At 65.2% G+C, this 14,549-nt stretch carries 11 protein-coding genes; 3 read left to right on the top strand and 8 right to left on the bottom strand.

The window, feature by feature from the left end; genetic code table 11:
* Positions 1 to 2 precede the first annotated feature (2 nt).
* Positions 3 to 575: a hypothetical protein gene (locus QZY03_RS16460; protein WP_295582924.1), complete on the top strand. Its 573-nt coding sequence runs from the start codon at positions 3 to 5 to the stop codon at positions 573 to 575.
* 7 nt (positions 576 to 582) lie between these two features.
* On the opposite strand, the gene QZY03_RS16455 is transcribed toward QZY03_RS16460, so the two are convergent.
* The 8 genes from QZY03_RS16455 to QZY03_RS16420 all read right to left on the bottom strand — a co-directional run bounded on the left by QZY03_RS16455 (position 583) and on the right by QZY03_RS16420 (position 11,235).
* Positions 583 to 1,725: an alkaline phosphatase family protein gene (locus QZY03_RS16455; RefSeq protein ID WP_295582922.1), complete on the bottom strand. Its 1,143-nt coding sequence runs from the start codon at positions 1,723 to 1,725 to the stop codon at positions 583 to 585.
* Between the two features lie 620 nt (positions 1,726 to 2,345).
* Positions 2,346 to 4,199 carry a dihydroxy-acid dehydratase gene (gene ilvD / locus QZY03_RS16450; protein WP_295582920.1) on the bottom strand — a complete coding sequence of 618 codons (1,854 nt, stop codon included), beginning with the start codon at positions 4,197 to 4,199 and terminating at the stop codon, positions 2,346 to 2,348.
* Between the two features lie 270 nt (positions 4,200 to 4,469).
* Entirely contained in the window at positions 4,470 to 5,675 is a 1,206-nt protein-coding gene (locus QZY03_RS16445) for a glycosyltransferase family 1 protein (RefSeq protein WP_295582918.1), read from the bottom strand.
* A complete protein-coding gene (locus tag QZY03_RS16440) occupies positions 5,668 to 6,525 on the bottom strand; it encodes a 1-acyl-sn-glycerol-3-phosphate acyltransferase (RefSeq protein ID WP_295582916.1) in 858 nt (285 codons plus the stop codon). The genes QZY03_RS16445 and QZY03_RS16440 overlap by 8 nt, the downstream gene beginning before the upstream one ends.
* Before the next feature lie 132 nt (positions 6,526 to 6,657).
* Positions 6,658 to 7,425, bottom strand: a complete 768-nt coding sequence (locus QZY03_RS16435; protein ID WP_295582914.1) for a GNAT family N-acyltransferase — start codon at positions 7,423 to 7,425, stop codon at positions 6,658 to 6,660.
* Positions 7,426 to 7,560: 135 nt separating this feature from the next.
* A complete protein-coding gene (locus QZY03_RS16430; RefSeq protein WP_295582912.1) occupies positions 7,561 to 8,943 on the bottom strand; it encodes a sigma-54 dependent transcriptional regulator in 1,383 nt (460 codons plus the stop codon).
* A complete protein-coding gene (locus QZY03_RS16425) occupies positions 8,936 to 10,396 on the bottom strand; it encodes a HAMP domain-containing sensor histidine kinase (protein WP_295582910.1) in 1,461 nt (486 codons plus the stop codon). Before QZY03_RS16425 ends, QZY03_RS16430 begins: the two co-directional genes overlap by 8 nt.
* The gene (locus QZY03_RS16420; RefSeq protein ID WP_295582908.1) at positions 10,393 to 11,235 is read right to left on the bottom strand and encodes a PhnD/SsuA/transferrin family substrate-binding protein; all 843 of its coding nucleotides are present in this window, start codon (positions 11,233 to 11,235) and stop codon (positions 10,393 to 10,395) included. The genes QZY03_RS16425 and QZY03_RS16420 overlap by 4 nt, the downstream gene beginning before the upstream one ends.
* 231 nt (positions 11,236 to 11,466) lie before the next feature.
* Here QZY03_RS16420 and QZY03_RS16415 point away from each other — a divergent pair, with 231 nt between their 5' ends.
* Positions 11,467 to 11,985 (top strand): arsenate reductase (azurin) small subunit, encoded by a 519-nt coding sequence (locus QZY03_RS16415; RefSeq protein ID WP_295582906.1) that lies wholly within the window; start codon positions 11,467 to 11,469, stop codon positions 11,983 to 11,985.
* Positions 11,986 to 12,022: 37 nt separating this feature from the next.
* A complete protein-coding gene (locus QZY03_RS16410) occupies positions 12,023 to 14,497 on the top strand; it encodes an arsenate reductase (azurin) large subunit (RefSeq protein WP_295582904.1) in 2,475 nt (824 codons plus the stop codon).
* Positions 14,498 to 14,549: the final 52 nt, after the last annotated feature.

Here is a 14,549-nt window from a genome sequence, read left to right as displayed (position 1 = left end):
CCATGCGCAACAGAGCCGCTGTTCCAAGGCTACAGGGGTTTGCTGAGATTTGTTATGTTGATACTACAGAGTATAATCATATTTTTATTTTTTTTGAGCGTTTCGTCTTGCACGCAAACCGGACTCGCAGCCGTGCTCGGGATCATACTCAGTCCAATGCGGCTCCGCTCATCGCCGGTGCGGTGGTCAATTTATTGTTGCTCCTGGTCCTCATGATCTTTTCCTATTTAAGGGAAGAGCCGATGTTCTGGACGAATGCCGGAGGCTGTTCGAAAGAGGCACAGGATCTTGTAGCGAGCCTTTACTACCCCTTGCTTCTTCTGGAGTTATTCATCCTGTTGGCTTTTTCGTGGGTCAGCATCCGTTTGCTGATCTCTCGCCATGCTTCTGCACGTCTCTCGGTGGTAATGCTACCCACGCTTTGGGGGCTTTTCTTTGTGATAATGCTCAATTCCCTAGCCAACAACCTGGAGAATCTACTCAATGGACGCCCGCTGCATTGGCATCCCGGTGACAGGTGGTCAACGCCCTGCCAAGCCCCTGCGGCCGGTCTGGTAAAGAACGCGGATGACTAACGATTCATCAGGCGCCGGACTCGGCACGCATCAAGTGAAAAATGTCCGTGATGGCCTTGATGTCGTTTGGCGGCTCGACATTGGAGAGCAGGGACGCGTCCGAGTCCGGGTGATCGGGGTGGTAACCGTGCATCCCGGTGATGGGCTTGACGCCCATGTGGCTCGGAACAATAAGGACGCCGGCATCCATCAGAAAGATCAGTTCCCCGAACTGATTTCCCTCAAAGTCGCATCCTAATTGGTCGAGCTCCCGCTGCGGTAGGACACGTCCCTCTGGGAGCTGCTCCAGGAGCGTGCTGATGCGTTCGCGGGCCGCCGGGTTGTGGAACCAGAAGCGCCCCATGGTGGAATCGTAGGTCGCGGTGTAATCACGGCCGAACTCAAGCCCCAGGGCCTCCACTTTACTCATGAGGTCGAAATGGGTGTGCACGGTGGCCATGCCGTGATCGGAGCAGACGAACAGCCGCACCTGATCATAATGCTCCGCGGCTATCCGCAGCACCTCTTCGAGCTGTGCCTCGTACCAGGCGAGCTTTTGATCCACCTGGGCGCTCTCCTTGCCGACCTCGTGCAGGAGGGCGTCCATGGATGCCATGTACAGAAGCGCAAAGGCAATCCTGCCTTTCCTGAGATCGACCTTGAGTGCATCCAGGTTGCTCGCTTCGGGATCGCGCCAGTTCGATACGTGGTATGGCACCCCGGCACGCTTCAGGTGATCGAAGATGTTCTGGCCCCGGTTCATGCCACCGGGCACGAAGAGGTCGCTCTTCTCGCAATAATCGAACTTGTCGATGTGTTCGAACGGGATATTGTAGAGTTGGAAGTAGCCCGTATAACGATACAATCGCTTGATCAACCTGCTGATCAGATTTCGCACGCGTCCGCGGTCAACCAGGGAGCGCGGCAGCAATCCCAGCAGACGCAGCGGCTTAAACGGGGAGGTCGCGGGCGAGTAGTAAAAAAACGACCAGTGCCGGTGTTCGCGGGGCATCAGCCCCGTGAGGATCGAGGGGATGCACGCGGATGAGAAGCCGAACACCGAGCGCAACTTGCGTCGGAACGGCAACTGGGCATCCATGAACCGGCGCCCTTTCAATACTTCCCAGCCAAGCGCGTCGATGAAAACGACGATCGAGATCTTTGGGGTCATCTGATCACTCATCGGAATCCTGCGCCATAGTGTTTATCAGCGGGAAACCACACCGTGCATCGACGTTCTGAGCGGGAGACAGAAGGGTCTCGCCGATCCCTCGTGGTGTTAAGGTGATTTCCGGGAAAAGCTGTACCAGCATGTAGGGGCGACTTTAGGCCCCGATCAAGATTCCGGCCATTTGGGCTCGCCGGGTGCGTAGTCAGGCCATCCTGGCCTGACACCGTCAGGGCTGGAAGCCCTGACTACGCAGACCGCTGGCCGGGATTACGATCAAGGCCAACCCCTGCAGATCCAGCATACATGAATGCGCAGTTAGGATGCTTATTCCTGGGAGCCGCATAAACTCTCGGTCTACCCACCAAACCGAAAAGGGATGGGCGATGAGTCGGTTACGCGGCAGCTTAGCGCAGTACCGGCTGAATATTCAAGGGCACTTTTCCCTGAGACATTCGCGCTGCCGCGTTTTTCGCGGACGCGCCGCGCCGGGCCGGGGGGCGACGCCAGTCGCCCCTAAACATCGACAAATCCTCTCCCGCAAAAAACACTGTATCGATACGCATGAGATGGCGGGTTTTCGGCAAACAACGGCCGAGGCTTGCCCGGCTGACCAGCACCCCTCACCCCAGTTGAGACAGGTCGCGCACCGCCCCATGGGCCGCACTGGTGGTGAGCGCGGCATAGGCGCGCAGGGCGGCGGAGACCTCGCGCTGACGCTGGACCGGCCGCCAGGCGTCTTTCCCGCGGGCGTTCATCGCCGCGCGACGCGCCTCGAGCACGGCGGGCGCAACCAGCAATTCAATACGCCGGTTGGGGATGTCGATCTCGATCAGGTCGCCGTCCTGCACCAACCCGATCAGCCCGCCCTCGGCCGCCTCCGGTGAGACATGCCCGATGGAGAGCCCGGAGGTGCCGCCGGAGAAACGACCGTCGGTTACCAGCGCGCACGCCTTGCCGAGCCCCTTGGATTTCAGATAGCTGGTGGGATAGAGCATCTCCTGCATCCCCGGACCGCCCTTGGGACCCTCGTAGCGAATCAGCACCAGATCGCCGGCCTGGATCTTGCCGGTCAGGATGGCCGTCACGGCGTCTTCCTGGCTCTCGCAGATACGCGCCGGCCCGCGGAAGGTCAGGTTGGCCGCGTCGACCCCGGCGGTCTTGACGATGCACCCCTGCTCGGCCAGATTACCGAAGAGGACAGCAAGCCCGCCGTCGAGTGAATAGGCATGTTCCAGGTTACGAATGCAGCCCGCGGCCCGATCCAGATCCAGGTCCGGCCAGCGGCTGGACTGACTGAAGGCGACCTGGGTGGGGATCCCGCCGGGACCGGCCAGGAAGCGGACCCGCGCGGTCTCCGTGGCCGAGTCGCGGGCGATATCCCAGGCGTCCAGCGCCTCGCCCAGGGTGCGCGAATGCACTGTCGGCACGTCACGGTGGAGCAACCCGGCCCGATCCAGTTCACCCAGGATACCGATGACCCCGCCGGCACGGTGCACATCTTCCATGTGGTAAAGATGGCTGGACGGCGCGACCTTGCACAGATTCGGCACCCGGCGGCTCAGGGTGTCCATGTCCGCCATCGTGAAGGCCACCCCGGCTTCGTGGGCCGCTGCCAGCAGGTGCAGCACGGTGTTGGTGGAGCCGCCCATGGCGATATCCAGGCTCATGGCGTTCTCGAAGGCCGCGAAGCTCGCGATGCTGCGCGGCAGGGCCGTCGCATCGTCCTGCTCGTACCAGCGCCGCGCCAGCTCCACGATCAGCCGCCCGGCTTCCAAAAACAACTGTTCCCGATCCGCATGGGTGGCGAGCAGGCTGCCGTTGCCGGGCAGGCTCAACCCCAGCGCCTCAGTCAGACAGTTCATCGAGTTGGCGGTGAACATGCCGGAGCAGGATCCGCAGGTGGGGCACGCCGAACGCTCGATCGCGGCCACGTCGGCATCAGTCTCCGCCGCATCCGCCGCGGCCACCATGGCGTCGACCAGATCGAGCTTGATCTCACCCTTGCCGGCCAGTGACACCTTACCCGCCTCCATGGGTCCACCGGAGACGAACACCGTGGGGATGTTGAGCCGCAAGGCCGCCATCAGCATCCCGGGCGTGATCTTGTCGCAGTTGGAGATGCACACCAGGGCGTCGGCGCAGTGCGCGTTGACCATGTACTCCACCGAGTCGGCGATGATGTCGCGCGACGGCAGTGAATAGAGCATGCCGCCATGGCCCATGGCGATCCCGTCGTCCACCGCGATGGTATTGAATTCCTTGGCAACGCCGCCGGCCCGCTCGATCTCGCGCGCCACCAGTTGGCCCAGGTCCTTCAAATGCACATGACCGGGGACGAACTGGGTGAACGAGTTGGCGACAGCGATGATGGGCTTGTCGAAATCGCCGTCGGTCATGCCGGTGGCGCGCCACAGGGCGCGGGCGCCGGCCATGTTACGGCCGTGGGTGGTGGTGCGTGAACGGTAGTGAGGCATGGTCTTCTCTCGCTGGTCGTGCGCCTGTTCCGGCGGCCTTGAACCGGGTCCGAAAGCGCGGGACTATACACCAGAGGCCCCGCGGGCACCGCCATGAAGAAATACATCTGTGAGCATCTGTGGAGCAGCTTTCCGTGCCAGGGCCTTGACGGACGCCGGCTGGTACGATGATCAAGGGCATCCCCATGAGGCCCCGCCCCATCGCGGCCGGAGGCCGCTCCCACGGCAGACTTGCAGGTTGCGGGATGGCCGGCGCCGCGCTTCAAGCACTCACTCCGGAACTGCTGTCGCGGCAGTGGTCCGCTCCGGATCACCTTGCCGTCGGCGGATCAGCTCGTAGAGCAGTTGCTCCACCCCGCCCAGTACCCGCTCCCAACTCATGTGGAGCGCGGTACGGCGGGCGGCCTCGCCCACTGCGCGCAACCGGCCACGATCCTGGATGGCGCTCAGCCCGGCGGCCACGAAGCCCGCGCGGTCCCCCATGGGCGCCGTCACCCCGTTGACGCCGGACACGATCGCCGCGTGCGCCGCGGCATAATCGAAGGCGACCACCGGCAACCCGCTCGCCATCGCCTCGGTCACCACGTTGCCGAAGGTCTCGGTCAGACTGGGGAACAGAAACAGGTCGCCGCTCGCGTAGTGAGCGGCCAAGTCTTCACCGACCCTGGCCCCGGTGCAGATGAAGCGGGGATGGTCACGGTGCAGACCGGCGAGTGCCGGCCCGTCCCCGACCAGCACGAAGCGCGCTGACGGCTGCTGCTTCTCGATTGCCGCGAAGGTCTCGCGTGCGAGCTCCAGATTCTTTTCCGCGGCGACCCGCCCGACATAGAGCACCGCCAGATCGTCCGGGCCGCAGCCCCAGGAGGCGCGCAACGCCTCCAGTCGCCGGGTCGGCGCGAACAAAGTCACATCCACGCCGCGACCGAACACCTGCACGTTGGTAAAGCCTGCCGCGGTCAGGTCCGCCCGCAGTTCCGCCGTCGGCACCAGAGTGAGGTCCGAGCGGTTGTGAAAATGCCGCAGGGTGTTGGTGATCTGTCGGGTCAGAAAGCCCAGCCCGTAATGCCGGCTGTACTGTTGAAACTGGGTGTGAAATCCGGTCACGGCGGGGACCCGCAACGCGACCGCGGCAGCCAGCGCCGCATGGCCGAGCGGACCCTGGGTGGCGATATAGATCAGATCCGGCCGCCGGCGACCCCAGAGTCGGCGCAGCCGCCAATAGACCGGCAGTCCCAGGCGCAGCCCCCGGTAACCAGGGATTGGAACCCCGGGCACCAGGAACTGTTCGATCGGCGCGGCCAAGTGCCCGACGCGCTCGCCCGCTTGTCGCGGACGCACCAGATGCAACTGATGGCCGCGGTCCCTGAGCCCCTCGACCAGATGGCGCATGGTATTGGCAACACCGTTGATCTCGGGCGGGTAGGTCTCGGTGACCACCGTCAACTGCAAGACAGGACGGGGTGCGCGCTCATCCATGGGACGAATCCGCACTGCTCCGGGCGTCCGCCTCAGCCTGCAACCGGCCGGCCCGCGAACCGGGACGGGGCGGCGCATCCATACCAGCGCCCTCCGGCAAGCCCAAGGCGGTGACGATCCGGCGCCGCGCAAGCGCCGACAGCGCGCGTCGCTGGTCCTCGACACGCGGCCAGATGGGCGGCAGAAACTGCACCTCGCAGACCAATCCGGGATGGCGCAGCACCCGCCACAGGTTGGCGATCAGGCTCTCTTCATCGACAAAGGCGATGTCCTGATCCGGCGCCGGATCGCCCTCGCGGTGATACAGGATGGCCACCGGCTGCACCCCCAGCCCCGGTTGCTGGGCAATGGCGAACAGCCGTGGATAGAATCGGCGCACCCCCAGGCCGCGGCTGGTGGTGCCCTCGGGAAAGATGGCCAAGGTCTCCCCGCGCGCGATGCGCTCGCTGATCCGGGCGGTCACCGACTCGACCTGATGGGCGCCCCGCGCAATGAACAGGGTCCCGACCAGATCGGACATCCAACCGATCAGGGGCCAGCCGCGGATCTCCGCCTTGGCCAAAAACGCCATGTGTCCCGAGGCGCCCAGGACCATCGGGTCCAGCCAGGAGACGTGGTTGCACACCAAGAGGCAGCGATCCGCGACCGCGCCCACGGTGTTCACCCGCACCCCCAGCGCCCGGCTCATCCGCCCGTACCACCACTGCACCACACCGGGCAGCCAGGCCGGCCGGCGACCCGCGCGGGACCCCAGACCGACGACGCACAGAATCAACACGCCGGTGATCACGTGCTCAAGAAAGCGCAGACCGCGCCACAGGGAGCGGAATGCCCCCGCCTGTACCCTCATGTGCCTCGTGCCCCGTTCCGCCATCAGTTGTGGGAAAACCACCCCAAGCATTCCGGCAGGAAGCCGGAATCCAAGGCCACGGATGGTACCTTGCGGCGGGCACTGACCTCTAAGCATCGCAGGCACGGCCGATCAGGCTCCCGCCGCCCGTTCCAGGAAATGGCGCGCATAGGAAGGATTCAGATCCTCCATCCGCAGCAGCATCAGCACATCTGCCACCTGGAAGTCCGGATCGCGACAGGCCTCGCCGCAGACTTTGGCACCCAGCCGCACATAGGCGCGCAGCAAGGCCGGCAGGGGTGCATCGAGAATCGTATCGGCCACTGATGTCGTGAGCAACGGCGCGCGCGGCGTCACCCGCAGCGACTCCGGTGCCAGCGCCTGACGGCGCAGCCGGTTCATGATCGCCGCCGCCTGCACATCCCCCTCACCCAGCGGAAAACTGGCGCAGCCGAACAGAAAATCAAACCCATGGAGTTGGACATAACCGGCGAGCCCCGACCACAGGACGGCGATCGCCGACCCCTGGCGGTGCGCGGCGGCGATACAGGTCCGCCCCACCTCGAGCTTGCGGCCCGGCAGCCAGGGGATGGGACCCAAGTCGAACTCGCTCGCGGAGTAAAACCGCCCCAGGCGGGCGGCCTGATCATCGGTCAGGATGCGCGTGCAGCCCACCACCTGACCAGTCCCGGCGTCCCGCACCAGCAGATGCTGGCAGTAGGGGTCCAAGCCATCCACGTCAAGACCAGCCCGCGCGGTCGGCAGCCGCGCGCCCAGCTCCTGCGCAAAGACCTGGTACCGCAAGGCTTGCGCCTCGCGTACCTCGTGCTCGCTCGCGGCGAGTTCCACATACAGGCGATCACCACGCTTGGCGGCCAGGGCAGACGCGGACGCAACCATCTCACACCCTCGGGGCTGACGAAACACTCCAATCAAGAGAGGGGTAGGATAATTCGCAACTGTTGCGCGAACGTGTTGAGACGATGACGGTGTGGTGACGGAACGCGAGGGGGCGCGGGGGTCAGAGCGTCCGGGTTACTCGGGTCGCGCAATGCCATACCGCTTCATCTTCTGCCATAGGGTCTTGCGGCTGACACCCAAGGCCGCCGCGGTGGTGGCCATGGCGTAGCCGTGGGTCGCCAGCACGGCCAGGATGGCGGTACGTTCCCCCGACTGGGCGTGGGCCTTGAGGCCCTGGGTGAGTTGCTTGGCAGCCTCCGGTGGTTCCCCTATCGACTCCAGATCAAGGGCCAGCACGTCTCCCTGGCCCATGATACAGGCGCGTTCCAGGGCGTGGTGCAGTTCGCGCACATTGCCCGGCCAGGGGTAACTCAGCAGCCGGTCGCGGTCTGCGTCCTGCAGCGTGCGGCGTTCCTCTGGGAAACGCCGGCCATGGTCGGCAACGAAGCGCTCCGCGAGCCACAACACGTCCTCCGGACGTTCCCGCAGGGGCGGCAGCCTGAGATCCAGGACCTTGATCCGGTAATACAAATCCTCCCTGAAGCGGCCATCCCGCACCAGGGCGCCGAGATCCTGGTGCGTCGCGCAGACCACCCGGGCCGGGACGCTGATGGTCTGGGTTCCCCCGATCCGGGTGAGGCTACGGGATTGCAGCACCCGCAGCAGTCGCGGTTGCAGGGACAGCGGCATGTCGCCGATCTCGTCGAGGAACAGAATGCCCGCACCAGCGCGCTCGAAGACCCCCGCCCGGCGGCGGTCAGCACCGGTGTAGGCGCCCTTCTCATGGCCGAACAACTCGGCCTCGATCAGGGACTCCGGCAGGGCGGCGCAGTTGACGGCCACCAGCGGGGCGGTCGGGCACTGCAGGGCGTGCAGGCGTTGCGCGACCAGTTCCTTGCCCACGCCGGACTCGCCGCTGATCAGCAGCGGCGTGGCCGGATGACCGGCCATGCGGGCGAGTTGCTCCTCGACCCGTCGCATGGCCGGCGAGATCCCCAGGGGCGCCTCGACCTCGCTCGCATCCGGCCCCCGCCATGGCGGAGGGCGCGTCACCTGGCCGGCGGCCGCCGGAATCCGACCTTCCGTTTCCCGGACCAGGATGCGCAATTTGTCCACCAGTGCCGTCGCGTCCAGCGGCTTGGTCAGGTAATCCGCGGCGCCGAGCTTCAGCAGCCGGACCGCGTCCTCAATGTTCCCGCAGCCGGTGATGAAGACACAGGGCGGGGCCGGCCGCGCCTCCCGACTGATACGCTCGAAGAGCGTCATCCCGGAGCAGTCGGGTAGATTGATGTCAATGACAGCAATTTGGATGGTCCCGCCGGTGAGGTCCGGCAACGCGGCGAGCCCCGCGCGGTGCCAGTGGACCTGGAATCCCTCCAGATCCAACCGCTCCGCCAGGGCCTCGCCCATGATCGGGTCGTCCTCGACCAGACAGATACGGGGCCGCGGCTCAGCCATGGGTCAACTCCCGCCCGACCGGCAGATACACGGACAGCCGGGTCGCCCCATCCAGCGCCTGCGCCTCGATCGCTCCGCCGAGCTGGGAGGCGATCTGGTAGCACACCCAGAGCCCAAGTCCCTGGCGCTTCTGACTCGGCGACGGGTAGGGCTCAAACAGACGATCAAGCCGATCGGGCGGGATCGGTTCCCCGCTGTTCTCCACCTGGATGCGCAGGCCGCTGTCGACTTGATCGATCTGCACGGCGACCCGCCCACCGAGATCCACCGCCTGTTGAGCATTGAGCATGAGGTTGAGCAATAACTGTCTCACCAGGTTGGCCGGAAACGGGACTGGTCCCGCCAGTCCGTTATCCCAAGCAAGCGTTGCCCCGGGCGCGACCGACTGCGACTGGACCAGGGTCCGCACGTCTTCCAGGTCCTGCGGGGTCAGCGGGCGGCTGTCCAACCGCGCCTCCACCAGAAGGGCCGACACGGCGTGCTGGATCTGTTGTAATCCCCGATCCAGGAGGTCGAGCAGTTGCCCGGTGCGCGGCTCCGGCGCTTCACGGCGTCGGAAGGTGTCGATGGCCATCAGCATACCGCCTAAGGGATTGTTGATCTCGTGGGCGACGCCGGCGGCAACCCGCCCGACCGCCGCCAGCCGCTCGGATTGGAGCATCTGCTGCTCCAGGTCTTGCTTCTGCGCCAGGGCGGCGAGCATCTGCGCGAAGCGTCGGCCGAGTTGGCCGATCTCGCTGTCGCCTTGGGGTACCGGGCAGTGCAGGGCACGCGGGTCAACCTCGCCCACCCGCTTCATACACTCCGCCAGCGTTGCCAGCGGTGCGGCCATGCGCCGCCCCCAGAGCCAGCCCAGCGGCAGCAGTACGATTAGAACGCCGGAGGTCACCAGCACACCGCCTTGCAGGATCTCCTCGAAACGGCTGAGAAACGGCGCGTCGGAGAGCAGGGCGATCAACTCACCGACCGCGGTCGCGTCGCTGGCGCCGTCACTGGATAGGGGCAGTCGCAGCAGGCGGCGTGGCCGGTCTTGGCCGCTCTCCGCCGTCCCGCCGATCGCCGACGGCTGCGTGTTCGGGTGCGTCGAACCGGAGGACGCCGGTAGCCAGGGCAGGGCCTCCGCCAGGGGTTGGTCCACGCGGTAGCGCGCCGGTCGATTGCTTGCGAAGACTCGCCCGGCATCGTCCACCAGGACCCAGGTCGCGTCCGCGGCCTCCCGCTGCGGGCCGCGCAAGAGTGAATAGGCAAGCCACACGTCATCATGGCGCAGGGCCTGGACCAGCACGTCGGACATGGCGTGGCCCAACCGCAGGGCGTTGCGTCCCTGGTCCTCACGCAGGTTCTTCAGCGTTTGCAGTCCCAAGGCCAGGGCCATCAGGAACGCGGTCGTGACCGCCGCAATGCTCAGGCTCAGGGGCAAGCGCTGACGGTAGCTGTTGGGGAACAGGGTCATCGGTCGCCCGCCTGGCGGACCAAACCGGCCATCTGGGCAATGTCCTGAAAGAGCGCCGGCCCCTCGGCAGAAAAGCCGTCCAGGTTGAGCTCGCCCAGCAGGCGGCGGCCGTCGGCGTCACCCTCTTGGGCGAGTAAGACGCCGCGCAGAGCGGCCATGTCCGAACCCGCCAGATCCGGGGCGCCCACCAGCGGCGGGAAACCGAACTGAGGGGAGCGCAGGACGACCCGGGTGCGCGCTGTCAGCAAAGGTTCACGCCGGGCCAGGGTCTCCCAAACATAGCCGTCCACCGCCGCTCCGTCGGCCAGGCCCTCGGCCACCGCCTCCACACAATGGCGGTGACCCCAGGTGAAAAAGGCCCGCCGGAAGTAGCGGTCCGGGTCCTCGCCCAGTTGGGCCAGCCGGTAGCGCGGAAACAGATAGCCGGAGTTGGAATCCGGATCGGACCAGGCAAACAGTCGGCCTTTCAGGTCGTCCAGGGATTGGAATGGGGCATCGGCGGCCACGATGACATAGGAGCGATAGAGCGGCTGCCCCTGGAAACGCGGCACCGCGATCAGCGACAGGTCCGCCTGGTGCTGCACATAGGGATAGCCGCAGATCCAGGCCAGATCCAGCCCCCCGCGCAGCAGGAGATCCATGATCTCCCGATAACGGCCGCGCTGCACGAAGATCACGGGCCGACCCAGGCGGGCCTCCAACCAGGCGCCCCACTGGCGCAGGAAGGTCACCCGATCGTCGAGGATCACCGGCGTGAGGCCGAAGCGCAGGGGCGCGCGCCTGGTGACGGCGCCGGTGTCTGCTGCGCTGTCCGCACGCAGAGCCCGTGCCGAGCCCATGGCCAAGAGGGTGGCAAAGAGGTCGCGTCGGGAGAGTTTGATCAGGGTTCGCCCCTCTGCCAGTGGGTCCGCTGGGCTCCGGCGAGCCGTTACCCTTTTGTAACACGTTACCCCGCAGTGTTACCACCAATCAACGCCGTGTCCATTAGGCCATTGATCTGTTGTATGGATCGCAACGGCACGGGGGTTGCTCCTCCGGTCGGGACGATCAACAACGAGGAGGAACCATACATGACCGATCTCAGCCGACGTAAGTTTCTCAGGGCCAGCGGTGCGGCCGCCGCAGCCGGGGCCGCCCTGGTCGGGAGCGGCTTTGGCGCCGCGGCCGAGGCGCCGCGGGCGCCGGGGGCGACCACCCTTCCTTACCCCCGCGAGGGCATCACCAAGGCCGGCGCGCTCAAGGTCGAGATCCCGCAACCCTTCAATTACCCGGACGGGCAGTCCTTCTGCCAGATCATCAAGACCGGTCACGAGGTCCCAGGCGGCGTGGGTCCGGACCGGGATATCGTGGCCTTCAGCACCCAGTGCACCCATAACGGCTGTCCGCTGAGCTACGACAAGGCGGCGCGCACCTTCAAGTGCGGCTGCCACTTCAGCATCTTCGACCCGGAGATGCACGGCCAGATGGTCGACGGTCAGGCGACCGAGAACCTGCCGCGCATCCTCCTGGAGCACGACACCAAGGACGACACCCTCTACGCCGTGGCAGTCGAGGGGTTGATCTACGGCCGTCAAAGCAACTTGCTGTAACCCGCCGGTCAGACTCAGGCGTAATCAGGTAACACCCATGACCCAATTTCGCGATCGTATCCCGCTGCCGCCGCCGGACGCGCAGCGTACCAACATGACGTGCCACTTCTGCATCGTCGGCTGCGGCTACCACGTCTATAAATGGCCGGAGAATATTGAGGGCGGACGCGCACCGGACGAGAACGCGCTCAAGATCGATTTCCGCAAGCAGGTCCCGCCGCTCGGCATCATCATGACCCCGCCGATGCACAACGTAGTCACGGATCGGGACGGCAGCCGTCACCACATCATGATCCTGCCGGATAAACAGTGCGTGGTGAACCAGGGCCTGTCATCGACCCGCGGCGGTCAGATGGCGAGCGTCATGTACTCCGGCGAGGGCACTTCCCGCCAGCGCCTCTCCCTCCCCAAGCTCTTTACCGGCGACGACTGGGTGGAGACCAACTGGGACCATGCACTCAAGGTCTATGCCGGGGTCACCAAGCGCATCCTGGATACCGGCGGCCCGGACCAGATCGCCTTCAACGCCTTCGACCATGGCGGTGCCGGCGGCGGCTTCGAGAACACCTGGGGCAGCGGCAAGCTGATGTTCAGCGCCATCGGCACCCAGTTGGTCCGCATCCATAACCGCCCCGCCTATAACTCCGAGTGCCACGCCACGCGCGACATGGGCGTCGGCGAATTGAACAACAGTTATGAGGATTCGGAGGTCGCCGACACCCTGTTCTATGTCGGCGCCAACGGCTACGAGACCCAGACCAACTACTTCCTCGCCCACGCCCTGCCCAACATGACGGGTGCGAGCATCAAAAAGAAGCAGGAATGGTTTCCGGGTGAGGCCGCCGACAAGGCCAAGGTCATCTTTATCGACCCACGCCGCAGTCTGACGCTGTCCGTGGCCAACCACATCGCCGGCCCCGAGAACGTCCTGCATCTGGCGATCCTGCCCGGGACCGACACCGCCCTGTTCAACGGCCTCCTGACCTATGTGGTCGAAAAGGGCTGGCACGATAAGGCGTTCATCGACGCCAATACCACCGGGTTCGACGCCGCCCTGGCCGCCAACCGTCTGAGCTTGAAGGATTGCAGTAAGATCACCGGGATGCCGGTCGCCGACCTCCAGAAGGCTGCCGACTGGGCCTATGCCCCCAAGGCCGATGGCACGCGCAAGCGCACCATGCACGGCTATGAGAAAGGCATCATCTGGGGCAACGACAACTACCGCATCCAGTCCGCCCTGGTCGACCTGGTGCTCGCCACCCACAATCTGGGCCGGCGCGGGACCGGCGTGGTGCGCATGGGCGGCCACCAGGAAGGCTATGCCCGTCCGCCCTACCCCGGCGGGCGCCCGGCCAAGTATGTCGATGAGGAGATCATCAAGGGCAACGGCAAGATGCTCACGGTGTGGGCCTGCAACGCCTTCCAGTCGACGCTGAACGCCGAGCAGTACCGTGAGGTAGTCTACCGCCGTGCGAGCATCGTGCGCGACGTGATCGGCAAGGCGCGCGGGGCCAGTGCGGCGGAGTTGGTCGATTTGATCATGGACGCGGTGGAGCACCGCGGCGGGCTCTTCGTGGTCAACATCGATCTCTATCACACCAAGTTCTCCGATGCCGCGCATCTCTTGCTGCCGGCCGCCCATCCCGGCGAGATGAACCTCACCGCGATGAACGGCGAGCGCCGCTTACGGCTGTCCGAGCGCTTCATGGACCCCCCGGGCGAGGCCAAGCCCGATTGCCTGATCGCCGCCGACATCGCCAACACCTTGAAGGCAATGTACGAGAAAGACGGCAATGCCGAGATGGCCAAGCGCTTCCGCGGCTTCGATTGGAAGACCGAGGAGGACGCCTTCAACGACGGCTTCCGCAAGCCCGCCGGGATCGACAGTCAGGGCGGACCCACCGGGGACCTGGCCACCTATGCCCGGCTGCGCGACCTGGGCACCAACGGGGTCCAGTTGCCCATCAAAGAGGTCAAGGACGGTCGGCTGGTCGGTACCCCGATGCTCTATACCGACTACAAGTTCGACACCAAGGACGGCAAGGCCCACTTCCTGCCCTCGCCCTGGAACGGACTGCCCGGCACCGTCGAGACCCAGAAAAAGAAATACCGCTTCTGGGTCAACAACGGCCGCACCAACCACATCTGGCAGACCGCCTATCACGACCGCTTCCTGGCCTTCCGGCGCGACCGCTTCCCGATGTCACCGCTGGAGATCAACCCGCAGGACGCCAAGGAACTGGGGATCGAGTCGGGCGATATCGTCGAGTTGCACAACGACTTCGGCTCCACCTTTGCGATGGCCTACCTGGAGCCCGACATCGGCCGCAATCAGACCTTCATGATGTTCGGCTACGACAATGGCGTGGTGGGCGACGTGGTGACCGACTGGACCGACCGCAACCTGATCCCCTACTACAAGGGCACCTGGGCAGACATTCGCAAGGTCGGGTCCATGAAGGACTACAAGCGCACCGTGTCGTTCAAGCGACGGCGGTTCCTGAGTACCTGAGTCAGCGCGCGCTTCCGCCAACCCGGCCGGGGGGCCGCTCCTACGCCGTAGG

Source organism: uncultured Lamprocystis sp. (assembly GCF_903933125.1).
Lineage (GTDB): Bacteria > Pseudomonadota > Gammaproteobacteria > Chromatiales > Chromatiaceae > Thiodictyon.
This window is presented reverse-complemented; position numbering and strand designations above follow the sequence as displayed.